This is a genomic window from Bradyrhizobium sp. USDA 4341 (assembly GCF_054063755.1).
The window spans coordinates 8,930,175-8,947,214 of the sequence record NZ_JBSSGO010000002.1; the positions used below are offsets into that span (position 1 = coordinate 8,930,175).

Here is a 17,040-nt window from a genome sequence, read left to right on the forward strand (position 1 = left end):
TCGCGGCTCGTCAAGCCACGATGAGATCCGGTTGAATCTTCATCGCGCTTCTCGGCTTCCTGTTGGCTATCCACGCCGACGGCTTGGAGAGAGCGGCGATTACTGGTTCAGCCCGACGCGCTCCACCTTGTAGCCGCGCTCCAGGATCGCGCGCCACCAGGGTTGCTCGTCGACATACCAGCGCACTGTCTTGGCGATGCCGGTCTCGAAATTCTCCTCGGCGCGCCAGCCGAGCTCGGTCTCGAGCTTGGTGGCGTCGATGGCGTAGCGGCGGTCGTGGCCGGGCCGGTCGGCGACGAAATTGATCAGCTGGCGCCGCGGGCCTGCCGCAGCCGGCATCACGTCATCGAGCAGGTCGCAGATGCTTTCCACGACGTGCAGGTTGGTGCGCTCGTTGCGGCCGCCGACATTGTAGGTCTCGCCGACCTCGCCGCGTTCCAGCACCAAGGTCAGCGCCTTGGCGTGATCCTCGACGAACAGCCAGTCGCGGACGTTCTGGCCGTCGCCATAGACCGGCAGCGGCTCGCCGGCGAGCCCCTTGATGATCATGTGCGGGATCAGCTTTTCCGGGAAGTGATAGGGGCCGTAATTGTTGGAGCAGTTGGTCACCAGGGTCGGCAGCTCGTAGGTCTCGCGCCAGGCGCGTACCAGATGATCTGATGATGCCTTGCTGGCCGAATAGGGCGAGTTCGGCGCGTACGCCGTGGTCTCGGTGAACAGGCCTTCGTCGCCGAGCGAACCGAACACCTCGTCGGTCGAGATGTGCAGGAAGCGGAACTGGTCGCGCTTCTCGGGCGAGAGCGTGCGCCAGTGGCGCAGCGTCTCCTGCAGGATCGTGAAGGTACCGACGATGTTGGTCTGGATGAATTCGCCGGGGCCGTCGATCGAGCGGTCGACATGGCTTTCCGCGGCAAGATTCATCACCGCATCGGGCTGATATTTCTCGAACAGCCGGCGCAGGACTTGTCCCTCGCAGATGCAGGCCTTTTCGAAGGTGTAGTTCAGGCTCTCGGTCGAGCCGGGCAGGGAGGCCAGGTTTGCCGCATAGGTCAGCTTGTCGATGTTGACGACGCGGGCGTGAGTATCTCGCAGCAGGTGCCGGACCACGGCGGAGCCGATGAAGCCGGCGCCGCCGGTGACGAAGATCGTCGATCCCTTAAACCGCATGTTTGAATACCTCGGCAGTGCGGGGCTGACCCTGGAACGAGCGGTAGACCGACAGCAGATACTCGCCGTAGCTGCTCTTGGCGGTCTTCTGTGCCACCCTCGCGAAGGCTTCCAGCGAGATGTAACCCTGGCGCAGGGCGATCTCCTCGGGGCAGGCGATGCGCAGGCCCTGGCGCTGCTCCAGGATCTGGACGAAATGGCTGGCCTCGACCAGCGAGGAATGGGTGCCGGTGTCGAGCCACGCGAAGCCGCGGCCGAGCACCTCGACATAGAGGTCGCCGCGCTCGAGATAGGCCTTGTTGACGTCGGTGATCTCGATCTCGCCGCGCGGCGACGGCTTGATGCCGGCGGCGATATCGACCACGTCATTGTCGTAGAAATAGAGACCGGTGACCGCGACGTTGGACTTCGGCCGTTTCGGCTTCTCCTCGATCGATAGCGCCCGTCCGGTGCCGTCCAGCTCGATCACGCCGTACTGTTCCGGCGCGTTGACGACGTAGCCGAACACGGTGGCGCCCTTCTTGCGGACCGAGGCGGCCGACAGCATGCTCGGCAGGCCGTGGCCGTAGAAAATGTTATCCCCTAACACAAGGGCGACGGAGTCATCGCCGATGAAGTCGCGTCCCACGATGAAGGCGTCGGCGAGACCCCGCGGGGTCTCCTGGGTGGCATAGGCGAACCGGACACCCATCTCGCTGCCGTCGCCGAGCAGGCGCTGGAACAGCGGCTTGTCCTGCGGCGTGGAGATGATCAGGATATCGCGGATTCCGCCGAGCATCAGCGTCGACAGCGGATAATAGATCATCGGCTTGTCGAAGACGGGCAGCAGCTGCTTGGAGACGACGGTCGTGACGGGGTAGAGACGCGAGCCGGTGCCACCGGCAAGGATAATGCCTTTCATGGTCCCTCACAGTTTGATTATCAAAACATAACATATAGCGTGCGCCGCACAAGTTTGTTATGAGGTGGAAATTAACATTTCGGGCGCGTCAAACTGGAACAAATGTTAAATGAACGTCATCAAGACCGAGCTTCCTGAAGTTCTGATCGTCGAGCCGAAGCTGTTCGGCGACCAGCGCGGCTTCTTCCTCGAGACCTACCAGTCGCCCCGTTATGTCGAGCACGGCATCACGCGACCCTTCGTGCAGGACAACATGTCCCGCTCGGCCTACGGCGTGCTGCGCGGGCTGCACCTGCAAAACCCGCTCACCCAGGGCAAGCTCGTGACCGTGCTGCGCGGCAAGGTGCTGGACGTTGCCGTCGACGTGCGTATCGGCAGCCCGAACTTCGGCAGGCATGTCGCGGTTGAGTTGAGCGAGGACAACCGCCGTCAGCTATGGGTGCCGCGCGGTTTTGCCCACGGCTTCGTGGTGCTCTCGGAAACCGCCGACTTCTTCTACAAATGCGATGACTTCTACAGCCCGAAGGACGAGCTCTCAATCCGGTGGAACGATCCGGCGATCGGGATCAAATGGGGCGTCGATAAGCCACAGCTGTCGGCCAAGGATGCGGATGCGCCGCTGCTCGCCGACGCCAGCAATCTTCCGACCTATGGACAAATCTGATGCGGATTCTTTTGACGGGAACGCGCGGCCAGGTCGGCGGTGCGCTCAAGCCTCTGCTGGAAGGCCACGGCACCACCATCATCGCGCCGCCGACCGCGGAGTTCGATCTCGCGAAGCCGGAGATGTTGACGGGCGAGCTCGAGAGGCTAAAGCCCGATCTCATCATCAATCCGGCTGCATACACAGCCGTTGATCGCGCCGAGGACGAGCACGAGCTGGCGTTCCTGGTCAACGCCAGGGGACCCGAAGCGCTCGCGAAATGGGCGGCAGCGAACCGCGTGCCGCTGGTGCATTTCTCCACGGACTACGTTTTCAATGGTTCAGGCGACCGGTCGTGGCGCGAGGACAGCCCGACCGAACCGTTGTCAGCCTACGGCGCGAGCAAGCTTGCCGGCGATCTCGCGATCCAGGCGGCCGGCGGGGCGCATCTGATCGCGCGCACCTCCTGGGTCTATGCCGCAAAGGGCACGAATTTCCTGCGCACCATCGCGCGGCTCGCCGGCGAGCGTAAGGAGCTGCGGATCGTGGCCGATCAAATCGGCGCGCCGACGACGGCACAAGCGATTGCGAGCGCGGTCGCCGGGATCGTGCTGCCGAACATCACCACGCTGCACGATCAGCTCGCGCGCAGGGGCGGTGTCGTCAATCTCGTTTGCGCCGGCGAAACCAGCTGGCACGGCTTTGCAACCGCCATTGTCGGCGGGCTGAGGTCTCGTGGCGTCACACTCGCCGTCGACAACATCGTGCCGATTGCGACGGCCGATTTCCCGACCAAAGCGATACGTCCGGGCAATTCACGGTTGGATCTGACGCGGCTCAAGACGCAGTTCGGGGTCGCGATGCCGACGTGGCAGGAAGCGCTCGCACGCGAGCTGGACTCGTATGTCCAGCTCGGCGCGCCCGCCCACGCCTAGAGCCCAAAGTGCGGAGCGGATTTCCTGCGGCAAATGCCAGGCGTTTGCGCTGAGTTGATCGTGAGACAACAAGCAAAAAGCGCGATGAGGATTCAACCTCATCGCGCTTTGGGATTGGACGGCGCCGGCACCGCCGCTTAGCGCGGCCGGCCGATGCTGTCGTAGGTGAAGCCGTGCGCGGCCATCTCGTCCGGCCGGTAGATGTTGCGCAGGTCGACGACGACCGGATGCTTCATTTCCTGCTTGATGCGCTTGAGATCGAGCGCTCGGAACTGGCGCCATTCGGTCACGATCACCAGCGCATCCGCCTGGCGGGCGCATTCATAGGCGTCCTTGCAGTACGCGATCTCGGGCAATTCCTTGCGGGCCTGCTCCATGCCGACCGGATCGTAGGCGCGAACGCTCGCGCCAAAGTCGATCAGGCCGTTGATCAGCGGGATCGACGGTGCCTCGCGCATGTCGTCGGTATCGGGTTTGAAGGTCAGGCCGAGTACGCCGATCGTCTTGCCGCGCAGCTCGCCGCCGAGCACATTGGCGACCTTGCGCGCCATCGCGCGCTTGCGGTTGTCGTTCGCGGTCAGCGTGGCTTCGACGATCTTCAGCTGGACGTCGTGATCGAGCGCCGTCTTGAACAAGGCGCGGGTATCCTTCGGGAAGCACGAGCCGCCATAGCCTGCGCCGGCATGCAGGAACTTGGTTCCGATCCGGTTGTCGAGCCCGATGCCGCGCGCGACTTCCTGTACGTTCGCCCCGACCTTTTCAGAGAGATCGGCGATCTCGTTGATGAAGGTGATCTTGGTGGCGAGGAAGGCATTTGCGGCGTATTTGATCAATTCCGCCGTGCGTCGTGCGGTATAGAGGATCGGCGCCTGGTTCAAATAGAGCGGGCGATAGACTTCGCCCATTACCCTCTTGGCCCGATCGTCCTCGGTGCCGACGACGATCCGGTCGGGATGGCGAAAATCCTGGATCGCGGCGCCTTCGCGCAGGAATTCGGGGTTCGAAGCAACCGCGAAATCCGCGTCGGGACGGGTCTCGCGGATCAGGCGTTCCACCTCGTCGCCGGTGCCGACGGGCACGGTCGACTTCGTCACCACCACGGTGAACTTCTTGAGCGCTGCGCCGATCTCCTTGGCGGCAGCATAGACGTAGCTCAGGTCCGCATGGCCATCGCCGCGCCGCGAGGGCGTTCCCACCGCGATGAAGACGGCATCGGCGTCGCCGACGGCGCCCGCGAGCTCCGTCGTGAAGGTCAGCCGTCCGGCGGCGGCATTGGTCTCGACGAGCTTATCGAGGTCGGTTTCGTAGATCGGGATCTTGCCACGCTTCAGGGCTTCGATCTTGCCGGCGTCCTTGTCGACACAAACGACCTGATGGCCGAAATCGGCAAAACACGCTCCGGATACGAGACCTACATATCCCGTTCCAACCATTGCAATCTTCATGAATCCGCTCGTCGATCAGTGTGGAGAGGAGGAGTTAGCACTAGCACAATTGTCGCCGATAACGCCAAGTTTTATAACGTATCGATTGTGTTGGAGCTCGGCGGCTTTTTGTGCAAACGGTGATGGCCTCAGTGCGGTTGAGTGCCCGCTAATCACCTTGGGCGCGCCATGGACACATTCTCAACTTGAAATCGACCGACAATCGAGCCGCCGTTTGAGGGGTGGACATGAGCACGAAGACGATAGGCAAGCAGAGGCCCTCAGGAGCTGAATACGCGTCGTTGCAAACGCAATTCTCCAGATACGATCGCACCACGTTTTCTGGATTTGTTTATGACCGCGCCGATCCTAGCCGACGCTACGCCGTCGAACTGCTGGTCGACGGCGAGCCATACATGTCATCATTGTGTGACGAGTTTGTAACAGAGCTTGCCGATGCCGGAATCGGCGACGGTCGATTTGGCTTTACGTTCAACGTGCAGGACGAGGTCAGCTCGAACGCTGCGATCATCGAGGCAAGACTGGCAAATATCGGAAGTCCCGTCGGTGCTCCGATTCGCTGCGATGCCGCTGCACCGGAAGCGCAGTGGCACCGAATCGGCGATATCAAATGGGCCGGAGGCTTGCGCTTCGAGGGCTGGCTTTCGCAGGACGTCGACGAAGACATCGAGATCCTGATTGCGCAACGGCCGGTGATGACCGTGAAGCCGACCGGGTGGACCAACGTTGCGCGGGGCGGCGAGTTCGGCGTCGGCCGCCGGATCGACTTTCATCTGCCCGAGCATTTTGCCGACGGTCGCGTGCGCGGGCTGTCGGCGCGGACAATTTCGGGACGGAGCCTGATCTCGGAGCCGGTCGCATTCGTCGCTTTCGAGCGCGGCCTGGAGCAGACCATCGCGGAGCTCGGACGCTGGGATAGCGAGCGGCTGCGCGGACAATTGTTCGATCAGCTCCTGCCTGCCTCGGTGCCGTTCCACACCTATCGCAGCTGGAAAGAGCGATTCTCGCCGACAGCACCGTCTGACGTTCCATCCGAGGCCGCGGTCGTCCTGATCGGGGATGCCAGGGTGGACGAAAGCATCGAGAGCTTAGAGGCCCAGCGGCACGCGGCCTGGTCGGCGGTGTCTCTGCCGGCGCGGGGGTTCAGTCAGTTCGATCCGAAGGCTGCGCGCGAGTTCGTCGACGGCGATGCCGCCAATAGCGCGTTCTTCGTCTTCTGCCTGAGCGGGACGATCCTTGCGGAAGATGCCTTGCAGCGCTTCGCCGATGTCTTCGCGTCCGAGCCCGGCTGCGATCTCGTCTATGGCGACGTCGAGGTCGCGGCCGGCGCCGGTGCCGTCTGGCCGTTGGCGTTCTCGGCGTTCGATCGCGAACGTACGCTCGAGCAGGGCTATGGCGCGTATTGCTTTGCGGTGCGCCGGGAACGCGCGGTGGAAGCGCTGCGATCGGCGACGTCGCTCTACGACATCTTCATTGGCTGCGTGGATGCCGAGCGTACCTATCATCTTCCGGGATCGGTTGCGGCGTTGCCGCGAATTGATGCCTCCGTCGCAACCGCCGAACTGGTCGCTGCAAGCCAAGCGTATTTTGCCAGGATCGGCGTCGAGGCGAATGTCGAGCCGCGGAAAGCGGGGCTTCTTCCAGCTGTGCGGGTCAAGCGCGCGGTCGATTGGAACGAGCGCACCACCATCATCATCCCGACCAGAAACCGCGCCGAACTCCTCAAGCGCTGTATCGAGACGGTCCTGCCGGCCGCACATGAGACCAACGCCCGGATTCTCGTCGTCGACAACAGCTCGAGCGAGCCGGAAGCGCTGGACTATCTCGAGGGTCTTTCAGCGGACGACATCGACGTCATTTCGGTCGACGGGCCCTTCAACTTCGCAGCCATCAACAACGCCGCCGTCGATTGCGTCGACACGGAGAACATCTGCTTTCTCAACAACGACGTCCAGGCGCTCGACGACGGCTGGCTCGCGGAGATGCTGTGGCGGCTCTCTGCTCCCGACGTCGGAGCGGTCGGCGCAAAGCTGCTCTGGCCGAGCAGCGTCGTGCAGCATGGCGGGGTGGTGCTGGGAGCCAATTTCTCGGCTGCGCATGCCTTCAACGACCGAATGGATGGTGATCCCGGCTACGGCGATCTGCTCCAGGTGGCGCACGAATGTTCGGCGGTGACGGCCGCGTGCCTCTTGATGCGCAAGCGCGATTTCGTGGCCGTCGGCGGCATGGATGAGGTCCGCTTTCCGATCAGTTTCAACGATATCGATCTGTGCCTGAAGCTGCGCCAGCTCGGAAAGCGGATCGTATTCACGCCGGACGCGAAACTCGTTCACCTGGAGTCGGCGAGCCGGGGCCGCGATTCCACGCCGGACCGCAAAGCACGCTTCGGGCGCGAGCTGGCAATGCTGCGCGCGAAGTGGGGTGAGGTGCTGCTCGACGATCCCTATTACAGCCCGCTGCTCGGGCTGGATTCGACGCCGTTCTCTTCGCTCGCATGGCCGCCGCGGTCATGGAAGCCGCGCGCCAACCTCCCGCCTGTGCCGACTGCTCCTCCGATCGGGATGTAACTGCACATCCTCGACCACCCAGTCGAGGACAGCGGCAACCGTTTCATCGGCGTCAAAGCCTGGCTGCAGCTTCAGGTCGGTCTTTCGGCTACGTCCCGACGGTGTCGGAAGCCATTCCGTCGCGGCGGCCGGCAATCCGGTCGCCAGCAGCGCGTCGACCAGCGGATGCCCGAATGCCGGTTCGCCGATGTCGAGCACCAGTTTCGTGATGCTGTGACCTTCGATGAGTGTCGCGACGTCGTCGACGGCGATTTCGCCGGTGACCATGACATTCGTCCGCTGCATCAGCTTGAGGTCGTCGAGGGTGGTGCCGAGCACGATGATCTCGGTGTCTGCATGGGCATTGGCGATTTGATCGCTGAGCGCTCTGACGAAGCGAAATTCCGCCGCGCTGCCGCGCAGGGCAAGCAGGCCGAGACGCGCCGGGCCGCTCGCGGCAGGATGCCGCGCCGGCCGCACCAGCGGGTCGCTCGGCCTGACCACTTGCAGGCCGAGAACCGACACCGAAAAGGCTGCCCCGTCTTCGCCGATCGCGATCACGCCTCGGGCCCCTTCGACGAGACCGGTCCAGTCCGGATGGAGGCCGGATCCAATCGCGGCGCGGTCGGCAAGTCTGGTGTCGGTGATCAGGAGCTCGTAGGCGAAATGTTGCGTGAGCTGCACGAGACATGCGCCGGGGATGCGGTTCGGTTCCGAAATTTCGAGCGAGCGGACTTGGAGACCGGTGATAAACCTCAGAAGGGCCTCGCGGCCCTCAGCTGTCGCAACGTCGAGTGCGATCGACTGCGGGGCTCGGCCATCCGGAGCGAAGATTGCAGCCAGCTGGCGTCGTCCCTCGGCGCGGAAGTGAACGATCAGACCGCGCTTGTTGTCCGCCGCGAGCTGCCTGCACCGCCTGATGGCAATCTCGCGGCCAACGGCGGAGCCGCAGAGGATGACATGTGGGCTGGCGGCGCGCGGTTCGTTGGAGAGCAGCTTGAGCTCAAGCGCCGCGCGGCAATCGCGCAGCGGATCGGCGAGCAGGAACGCCGCGCACTCCGTCGCATAGCGCCGGTAACGGTGTTCGAGCACGCGAAGATTGCGCAGCACCAGCGAACGCTTCTCGCCAAGAAACGAGCGCGAACCTTCGTGTCCGACAAACACCGACGGGATGCACACATTGCGGAAACCGGCCTCCGCGGCGCGCAGACAGAAGTCGACGTCTTCAAGATAGCCGCGATAGAAGTCGTCGGAGAGCTCATGCACGGCGTCGAGGCATTCGCGGGTGATGTAGAGGCAGAACCCGACGCCGTTGGGAATGTCGATGGCGATCCCGGAATTCGCCGTGCCGGCAAGCTCGTCCAGCAATTCCAGCTCGTCGGGCGAGGGCAGGGGGTTCGACCGGTTCGGAATTGGAAAGCTGGTATATTCGCCGTTGTTCGAGAGCGGGGTCGCAGTGCCCACGCCGGGCGTCGATTGCACGACGCTCCGCAACCGTTGCAGCGCGTGTTTCGGCACCGTCGTATCCGAGTTCAACAGCACGACGTCGCCGGTATCGGTCTCGGCAAGCGCCCGGTTGACCGCGCCGACAAAGCCCAGATTGTGCGCGTTGGTCAGGAGCCGGATGCGCTGCCCGGACGCCAGTTCGCCGAGCAGGCGCTTGATGTCGGGCTCGGGCGACGCGTCATCGACGGCGACGATGGTCGCGCCCGGCGTGCAGGCCACGGCCGTCAATGCGCTCTCGATGCAGGCGCGCGTTGCGGCCAAATCCCGGTAAACCGGAATGATGATGGTGAGCGGCGGAGTTTCGGCGCTCCCGGCGCGAGGCGGCCGCTGTGGCGCCTCGCGGCGATCCGGCGCGCGGTTGGCCGGGAGCTGAACGCTCGCGATGACGCGGCCAGCTTGAGCGATCTCGAGGCGCTGCGAGGCCGCGGACGGCGGCCGCATCAGACGGAAGCTCGCAGCACGTCGCCCATTGAGCGCAAACCTGTGACGGGGATCGGCGGGAAGCTGGACGGTGCTGGATTGATCCGCCTGCGCCAGCGAAAGGTGCGGATCGTCAGCGCCTCGCCATGTCACCCATCCCTTCACCTCCTCATCGAGGAAGTCGATACGGGCGCAGCTGTCCTGACCGTTCTGCTCGAGCAGCAGGAGCGCGCTCCGGACTGACTCCGGATCGTCATCGCGCCGCGCGACGCTTCGTGCGGCTTCGATCTGCGCAAGGCCGTCGCCCCAAGCCATCATTCGCCGCGCGGCGGCAAGATCGTCCGGTTCGAGCTCGAGCGCTTTGGCGACGCTGGCGACCGCCGCTTCCTTGAGATCGAGGCGAAACAGCGCTTCTGCGCGCAGCAAATAGGCGCGGGCGCCCGGATGCGGCAAGATCCGGCAGCGGCGGTCGGCGAGCGCGAATGCGCGACGGAAATCACGTGCCTCGAGCGCGCTGACAGCGGCCCGCTCGAGATCGACGTGATGGAGCGTTCTGGACGTAAAGGCGATGCTGCGCGCGTCGGCGGTCAAATGTCGCCCTTGTCTGCCCGCATGGTCAGCCCGCCGTCTTGACGGCGCTCTGCCGGCTCCGGAATACCCGCACCCGTCCCTCGAGGCGCGGTGCCTCCTGGCGCGGCATCGCGGGGGCGGGCTCAGCGCGCATTGGCTGCCGGGGCGCGAGGGGCGCTGCCTGCGCCCGGTGCTCTTCGAGACTGAGCTTGAGGCCCACCAGGGGTTCCCGGCCTGAGGGACCCGATACCACAATCCGGTTCCCGGTTACGCGCAAGGCGGGAGCCCCGAGGAAGATGGTTTCGGCGGCGATGGCGTAGCGATCCGCGCCGGGGCCGGTGGCTTCCAGCGAGAACCCGGTGATGGCCAGCGCGCGTCCCCGGGTTCCGGCAAAGGTTCCGAGCGGAACGAACTGGTTGTCGCCGCGCTGCGGCCGGGCGAACTTGACCGCATATTGCAAATTGAGATCGTACGGCTTGTTCGGCCATTCGAGCGAAATTCCCTCGATCCGGGCCGGAGCGGCCGGTCCGGCAATCCACGTATTCGGGCCCACCGTCACGTCACCCAAGCCCGCGACATGCGCGAGCAGCTTGAGGGCGCTCAGCCCGTCAGGATCGGCCTCGGGCTCGTAGGCGTCGAATGGCTGGCCGGCCGGCTGACCGATCGGCTGCACGGCCGGTTGTCCGACCGGTTGTCCCTGGGTCAGCGGTTCGATCTTGATATTGGCGGCAGTCGAGCCGCCCGCGCGCCCCGCCGTGACCTCGACGATCAGGCGGCTTGGCCGGGCCACCGACACGACCAGCGCGGTCTCGGGCGCAAACAGGGTTCCATTGGCCGCATCGGGTCCGGTAATAATGTTACAATTGTTAAGGCTGGTGCGATCGGCATAGACGCGCACCACCGGAGGTGATGTCTTGTCCTCCGCGCCATTGTAGCGAACCAGGAAAAGACCCCGAGCCAGGTCAATGGTTTTCTGCTGAATCTGTTCGTTCATGGTCGCCTGCGAGCCTAACGGAATGGGTCGATATGTTTCCAACAGTGTGCCCCAAAAATTGGTGTGATAGAAGGGGGGGCTTAATGTTAATCCGGTGAGATAGTTCGCACGTGCATATCGAAGACACCCTGCCGGTCATGATATCGAACATGACCCCAACCGAAGACCGCGCGGCCGGGGGGCGCGCCCGCCCGCCAATGAACGTCCTCTTCGTCCACAACAACTTTCCAGCCCAGTACCGCCACATTGCGCGTGCGCTCGCGGAGCAGCCCGGAAACAAGGTCGTTGCGGTCGGTTCATCGACCGCGAGCACGACGCGGGATATCCGGCTGCTGAAATATTCGACGACCAAGTCGGACTCCGCGATGGTCCATCCCTTTGCCCGCCGCTTCGATGTCGAAGCGCGGCGTGCCGAAGAGGTCCTGTATGCGCTGTCGTCGCTGTCGGGGCAGGACTTCGTGCCCGACCTGATCTTCGCGCATCCCGGTTGGGGGGAGACGCTGCCGCTGCGCACGATGTTTCCGAGAGCGCGGATCATCCTCTATTGCGAATTCTACTACGGCGCCGAAGGCAGGGACGTCGGCTTCGATCCCGAGTTTCCGATGACGGGGCTCGACGGCAATGTCGCACTGCATCTGAAGAACGCGACGACGCTGCTGGCGCTCACGGAATGCGATTCCGGCGTTTCGCCGACGCCATGGCAGAGGTCGACCTTTCCCCGCGAGTTTCAGAGCAAGATCGATGTCATCCACGAGGGCGTCGACACCGACGAGGTGAAGCCCAATCCCGTCGCCAGGTTTCAGCTTCCGAACGGCGCGACACTGTCGGCGGACGACGAGGTGATCACCTACGTCTCGCGCAATCTGGAGCCGGTGCGCGGATTCCATGTCTTCATGCGGTCGCTGCCGAGGATATTGGCCGCACGGCCGAATGCGCAGGTGGTGATCGTCGGCGGCAGCGGGACATCCTACGGCGCGAATCCGCCGAAGGGCTCGAGCTGGAAGTCGATGTTCCTGGACGAAATCAGATCGGACATCGACCTGCGCCGCGTGCATTTCCTCGGCCGGATTCCCCGGGAGCAGTATCTCGCGCTGCTGCAGATCTCCTCGGTGCACGTCTATCTGACCTATCCCTTCGTGCTGTCATGGTCGCTGCTGGAGGCCATGAGTGCGGGATGCGCGGTGGTGGCATCCGACACGGCTCCGCTTCGCGATATCATCTCGGACGGCAACGGCCTGCTGGCGCCGTTTTTTGATACTGATGCGTTGTCGGATCAGGTCGTCTCGGTGCTGTCACGGCCGAAAGCCTTCAAGAAGATGCGGATGAAGGCGAGGAGCTTTGTGCGAGACAATTACGACGCAAAGCGGGTCTGTCTGCCCCGGATGCTGACGCTCGTCGATGAAGGTGTCCTCCCGCGCACGCACGGGGGATAACGCCAGGAGCTAGCGATGCCGCTTGTCATCTCGGTTGCCCAGCGCAAGGGCGGGGTCGGAAAGACGACCCTTGCGGTTTTGCTGGCTGCAGAACTGGATCGGCGTACGGGCTTGGTCGGACTGGTCGACGCCGACTCGCAGGCGTCCGCCTGTCACTGGGCCGAGCCCGGCAATTTGTCGTTCCCCGTCTACCAGCTTGATCCGGAAACCCGGCCGGTTGCCGAATGGGCCAGGCTGATGCGCCAGATTCCGCATCAGATCATCGTCGTGGATTCCGCGCCCAACGACCGGGTGCTGGGCGCCGTGCTCGCGGTCGCCAATATCGTGCTGATGCCCTGTACGCCGTCCGGCCTCGACATCGAGGCCACCGCAAGGACGCTCGACATCGTGCGTGAGGTGCGCGCGACGCGACGAACGGCGCTCCGTGCCATGATCGTGCCGAACCGCGTCGACCAGCGCACGCTCGAGGGGCAGCAGCTGATCGAGGAGCTGGATACGCTCGACGAAGAGATCGGGCCGATGATCGGAAGCCGCTCGGCCTATGTTCGCGCCGTCGCGCTGGGACAATCGGTTGCCGATTTCGCCAGCGGTACGCCCGCGGATATCGAGATCAAGACGCTCGCCGATCTCGTCATGAGCTGGTGCGGGATCGCACCCCGGCAGCGCGTGACGGTCTAGATTCAACTGGGCGCTTCGGCTGCCTCACATCAGGCTAACCATGCCTGCATGGCAACAAGAAATTCTGCGCCGCAGCTGCCGCTTCATCTGACGGCGGCGTCCTCCGAAACTGCAGGAGAAATGGCCCGGAAGCGCGATGGAGTCGCGATCCGTCGCCTGCACGCGCGTTATCGTTCGGCAACCGAAAGGCTTGCCGGCGCGCGAACCTTGTTTGGTTAACAGACTGCTCGCGCGCCTCTCGGCATTTGAGGCAAATGCCGCCGCGCGCCTGAGCCTAAGCTCAAGACATTTCCCGTACATGCTTCCCCTCACTGTGGGGAGTGAAGAATGTACAACGTCAAGAGAGTGATGGCCCTGCTGCTGGCCATCGTCGCACTCGGGACCAGCGCGCAGCAAACGCAGGCTGCAATGATCGGCTCGCCGCTGCCGCTGCGCGGCATGGTCGAGAAGATCCGCTTCAGCGAGCCGACGCTGGCGCCGATGGCCTACGTCATGTTCTGCATGCGCTATGCCGACGAATGCAAGCCGAAGCCGCGCGCCCGCATGGTGTTCCGCGGCGGCGCCACACGTCTGACCAAGCAGCGCATGGCCGACCTGATCGAGGTCAATGCCTCGGTCAATCGCAGCATCGCACCACAGCGCAACGAGCGCGGCCTCGCCGGCGAGGAATGGCTGATCAATCCGGCTCGCGGCGATTGCAACGACTATGCCGTCAGCAAGCGCCACGAGCTGCTGGCGCGCGGCTGGCCGATGCGCAACCTGCTGCTGAGCGAGGTGGTGACCTCCTGGGGCGAGCATCATCTCGTGCTGGTGGTCCGCGCCCAGGGCGGCGATGTCGTGCTCGACAATCTGAACGCGCAGATCCGCAACTGGTCGCAGGCGCGCTATCGCTGGGTCAGGATGCAGACCCCGGCGAGCCCCGATCGCTGGGCCGCCCTCGCACAGGCCGGCGTCTGACATCTGAGTTAGCCAACGCGCCGCTAGGGCGCGTTAACCGTCGCTGCGGCGGTAAATCCGTTCGGTCTTAACGCTATTCCCATCGTCATTTTGCCGCGCCGGACGGAATGTCGTACCCATCATTGCGTTTGTTGAGGCGCGGGATTGGTCCGCGCAGGGACGGCATTTTCAATGGCGAGCAGGGGTTCGATCCTCATCACGGGCGGCGCGGGATACATCGGATCCCATTGCGCCAAGGCGGTCGCCGAGGCCGGGTTTCTCCCCGTCGTCTATGACAACCTCTCCACCGGCCACCGCAACTTCGTGCAATGGGGACCGCTCGTGACCGGCGACGTCGCCGACCACGACAAGATCGCCGCCACCATCCGCGAGCACGATGCGCTGGCCGTGATGCACTTCGCCGCGTTTAGCGCGGTCGGCGAGTCCGTCGCGGATCCGCAGAAATACTTTGGCAATAACGTTGCCGGCACGCTCGGCCTGCTGCGCGGCATGCGCGAGGCAGGCTGCTATCGCCTGGTGTTTTCCAGCACCGGCGCCGTCTATGGCAATGCCGGGCGCGATCCCATTCCCGAGAGCGCCGCGGGGCCGACCGTCAATCCCTACGGCCGCTCCAAATTCATGATCGAGCAGATGCTCGATGATTATCGCGCCGCCTATCAGTTCAAATCGGTCTGCCTGCGCTACTTCAACGCCTGCGGCGCCGATGCATCCGGCACCATCGGCGAGCTCCGCGATCCCGAGACGCATTTGATTCCGCGCGCGCTGATGGCGCTGCTCGGGCACGTGCCGGACTTTGCGATCTTCGGCGAAGATTATGAGACGCCTGACGGCACCGCGGTGCGCGACTACATCCATGTCGACGATCTCGCCGCCGCCCATATCGCAGCGCTCGAATTGTTGTTGAAAGGGAGCGCCGGCGGTGTGTTCAACCTCGGCACCGGCACCGGCTATTCGGTGCGCGAGGTGCTCGACGCGATCCGCGCCGAGACCGGTGAAGCGGTGCCGAGCGTGGTGCGCGAACGCAGGGCCGGCGATCCGCCGATCCTGGTTGCCGATCCCTCCAGGTCGCAAAGCGGCCTCGGTTTCAAGGCGAGCCGGTCGGATCTCGGCTACATCATTCGCTCGGCCTGGGCGTGGCACCAGAAGGCGCATCCGCGCCGGCGATAGGGCATGATTCGGAAAAGTACGAAGCGGCTTTCCGTCGCGACAAACGCGGAACACGTTTGCGCGGAGATCATGCCCAAAACGGCGGAAGACTAAGCTGCGTCCGTGCGCGAACTCAACCGGCCGAACTGGCTGCGCAGCACCAGCAGGATGAGGTGACCTGTGCCGATGCCGGCAAGACCTCCCGCCACCTTGACGATCGCGTCAAGCAGGCGGCCGTGACGGTCCGGTGTCAGCAGTTGCATCGCTTCGAGTGTGAACGAGCTGAAGACGACAAAGAGCACGATCAGCGCGGTACGCCGCGGGTAGCCTACAACAAAGGCCATCGCCATCACTGCATATGCGGCGAAGCGCTCGGTCTGAGGAGGGAAAAACGACGGACGGTCCTGGATCGGCGACAGCGTCACGAAGGCGATAAAGGCAAGCGCGAGCCAGCCCGCAATCACGCCGAACTTCCGCATCTGTGAAATTTCCAACAAAATATTCCCGGTCCTGTACCGCAGACGACCCCCGGCTGGATTAGCGCATCACTCGTGCCAGCGACATGGAAATGGTCGCCGAAGGTTAACTTGTTCGCCGACTGTGGCAGACACGACGCGTCGTCCTGTTGCCAAATGATAGGTATTAAAATACCCAGTGCTGAAACTCAATCTGACTTGGCGCGCATCTCTTTGCGGGAACCTGTCGCGCTTGCGCGGGTTCCCGGGATGGTGCACCTGACAAAAAAATAAGGTTTCGCCTGCGGCTCCATTCATAGGCCGTTCACGGCCGAAAGCCTCATTTGATGCCGGAATATCGCAATGCTCACTCTCGGAGGCTAAAGTGCGTCTGCTCGTCGTTGAGGATGACCCGGATCTGAACCGCCAGCTCACCACCGCGCTCACGGACGCCGGCTATGTGGTCGATCGCGCGTTCGACGGCGAGGAGGGGCATTTCCTGGGCGACAGCGAGCCCTACGACGCGGTCGTGCTGGATATCGGCCTGCCGAAGATGGACGGTATCTCGGTGCTCGAGGCCTGGCGGCGGAACAAGCGGGTGATGCCGGTGCTGATTCTCACTGCGCGCGACCGCTGGAGCGACAAGGTTCAGGGGTTCGATGCCGGCGCCGACGACTACGTCGCAAAGCCCTTCCATCTGGAGGAGGTGCTGGCGCGGATCCGCGCGCTGCTGCGCCGCGCGACCGGGCATGCCCAGGTCGAACTGACCTGCGGGCCGGTGGCGCTGAATACCCGGACCAAGCGGGTCACCGTCAACGGCAACCCGATCAAGCTGACCTCGCACGAGTACAACCTGCTCGACTATCTGATGCACCATACCGGGCGGGTGGTCTCGCGCACCGAACTGGTCGAGCACCTCTACGACCAGGACTTCGACCGCGACTCCAACACCATCGAGGTGTTCGTCGGCCGCATCCGCAAGAAGCTGGAAGTCGATATTATCCAGACTGTTCGGGGCCTCGGCTACATGCTGTCGCCGCCGACCTAATGCATGATCCGGAAAAGTGCGAAGCGGTTTTCCGAAAAGATCATGCTCTTAAAGCGTTTTCGAGCGAAGTGGATACCGGATCGCTCACGTGAAGAAAACGCGACCAAACAAAAGGATGAGAGCATATCCTATTCAATCGGATCATGCTCTTAGAGCGCTTGATCGGCGTACACGGGCATTGGCATGATCCGCGCCG

14 protein-coding genes are annotated in these 17,040 nt (G+C 63.6%); 8 read left to right on the forward strand and 6 right to left on the reverse strand.

Annotated elements, in window-relative coordinates; genetic code table 11:
- Positions 1-99: 99 nt before the first annotated feature.
- Positions 100-1,167 (reverse strand): dTDP-glucose 4,6-dehydratase, encoded by a 1,068-nt coding sequence (rfbB, locus tag ACVIGB_RS47530; RefSeq protein ID WP_456724065.1) that lies wholly within the window; start codon positions 1,165-1,167, stop codon positions 100-102.
- On the reverse strand, positions 1,157-2,068 hold the full coding sequence (gene rfbA, locus ACVIGB_RS47535; protein ID WP_207836577.1) for a glucose-1-phosphate thymidylyltransferase RfbA: 912 nt from the start codon (positions 2,066-2,068) through the stop codon (positions 1,157-1,159). Before rfbA ends, rfbB begins: the two co-directional genes overlap by 11 nt.
- Before the next feature lie 109 nt (positions 2,069-2,177).
- Here rfbA and rfbC point away from each other — a divergent pair, with 109 nt between their 5' ends.
- Together rfbC and rfbD are read left to right on the forward strand one after the other, a co-directional pair.
- A complete protein-coding gene (gene rfbC, locus ACVIGB_RS47540; protein WP_223968343.1) occupies positions 2,178-2,732 on the forward strand; it encodes a dTDP-4-dehydrorhamnose 3,5-epimerase in 555 nt (184 codons plus the stop codon).
- Positions 2,732-3,646, forward strand: a complete 915-nt coding sequence (rfbD, locus tag ACVIGB_RS47545) for a dTDP-4-dehydrorhamnose reductase (protein ID WP_456724064.1) — start codon at positions 2,732-2,734, stop codon at positions 3,644-3,646. The genes rfbC and rfbD overlap by 1 nt, the downstream gene beginning before the upstream one ends.
- Positions 3,647-3,783: 137 nt before the next feature.
- Here rfbD and ACVIGB_RS47550 read toward each other — a convergent pair whose 3' ends face one another.
- Positions 3,784-5,091: a UDP-glucose dehydrogenase family protein gene (locus ACVIGB_RS47550; RefSeq protein WP_092125242.1), complete on the reverse strand. Its 1,308-nt coding sequence runs from the start codon at positions 5,089-5,091 to the stop codon at positions 3,784-3,786.
- A 227-nt stretch (positions 5,092-5,318) separates the two neighbouring features.
- Between ACVIGB_RS47550 and ACVIGB_RS47555 the strand changes: the two genes are divergently transcribed.
- Positions 5,319-7,658: a glycosyltransferase family 2 protein gene (locus tag ACVIGB_RS47555; protein WP_456724063.1), complete on the forward strand. Its 2,340-nt coding sequence runs from the start codon at positions 5,319-5,321 to the stop codon at positions 7,656-7,658.
- Here ACVIGB_RS47555 and ACVIGB_RS47560 read toward each other — a convergent pair.
- Together ACVIGB_RS47560 and ACVIGB_RS47565 are read right to left on the reverse strand one after the other, a co-directional pair.
- Positions 7,599-10,154, reverse strand: a complete 2,556-nt coding sequence (locus tag ACVIGB_RS47560) for a glycosyltransferase (protein WP_456724062.1) — start codon at positions 10,152-10,154, stop codon at positions 7,599-7,601. The two genes, ACVIGB_RS47555 and ACVIGB_RS47560, sit on opposite strands and share 60 nt — an antisense overlap.
- 25 nt (positions 10,155-10,179) lie before the next feature.
- Positions 10,180-11,127 carry a hypothetical protein gene (locus tag ACVIGB_RS47565; RefSeq protein WP_456724061.1) on the reverse strand — a complete coding sequence of 316 codons (948 nt, stop codon included), beginning with the start codon at positions 11,125-11,127 and terminating at the stop codon, positions 10,180-10,182.
- A 197-nt stretch (positions 11,128-11,324) separates the two neighbouring features.
- Between ACVIGB_RS47565 and ACVIGB_RS47570 the strand changes: the two genes are divergently transcribed.
- From ACVIGB_RS47570 to galE, 4 genes are all read left to right on the forward strand, one after another.
- Positions 11,325-12,560 carry a glycosyltransferase family 4 protein gene (locus ACVIGB_RS47570; RefSeq protein ID WP_456725255.1) on the forward strand — a complete coding sequence of 412 codons (1,236 nt, stop codon included), beginning with the start codon at positions 11,325-11,327 and terminating at the stop codon, positions 12,558-12,560.
- 15 nt (positions 12,561-12,575) lie between these two features.
- Positions 12,576-13,238, forward strand: a complete 663-nt coding sequence (locus ACVIGB_RS47575; protein ID WP_092125246.1) for a ParA family protein — start codon at positions 12,576-12,578, stop codon at positions 13,236-13,238.
- 327 nt (positions 13,239-13,565) lie between these two features.
- Entirely contained in the window at positions 13,566-14,195 is a 630-nt protein-coding gene (locus tag ACVIGB_RS47580) for a transglutaminase-like cysteine peptidase (RefSeq protein WP_229167067.1), read from the forward strand.
- A 171-nt stretch (positions 14,196-14,366) separates the two neighbouring features.
- Entirely contained in the window at positions 14,367-15,362 is a 996-nt protein-coding gene (galE, locus tag ACVIGB_RS47585; protein WP_456724060.1) for a UDP-glucose 4-epimerase GalE, read from the forward strand.
- A gap of 89 nt (positions 15,363-15,451) precedes the next feature.
- On the opposite strand, the gene ACVIGB_RS47590 is transcribed toward galE, so the two are convergent.
- The gene (locus ACVIGB_RS47590) at positions 15,452-15,820 is read right to left on the reverse strand and encodes a VanZ family protein (RefSeq protein ID WP_210189228.1); all 369 of its coding nucleotides are present in this window, start codon (positions 15,818-15,820) and stop codon (positions 15,452-15,454) included.
- Positions 15,821-16,181: 361 nt separating this feature from the next.
- Here ACVIGB_RS47590 and ACVIGB_RS47595 point away from each other — a divergent pair, with 361 nt between their 5' ends.
- Positions 16,182-16,844 carry a response regulator transcription factor gene (locus ACVIGB_RS47595; RefSeq protein ID WP_092125249.1) on the forward strand — a complete coding sequence of 221 codons (663 nt, stop codon included), beginning with the start codon at positions 16,182-16,184 and terminating at the stop codon, positions 16,842-16,844.
- Positions 16,845-17,040: the final 196 nt, after the last annotated feature.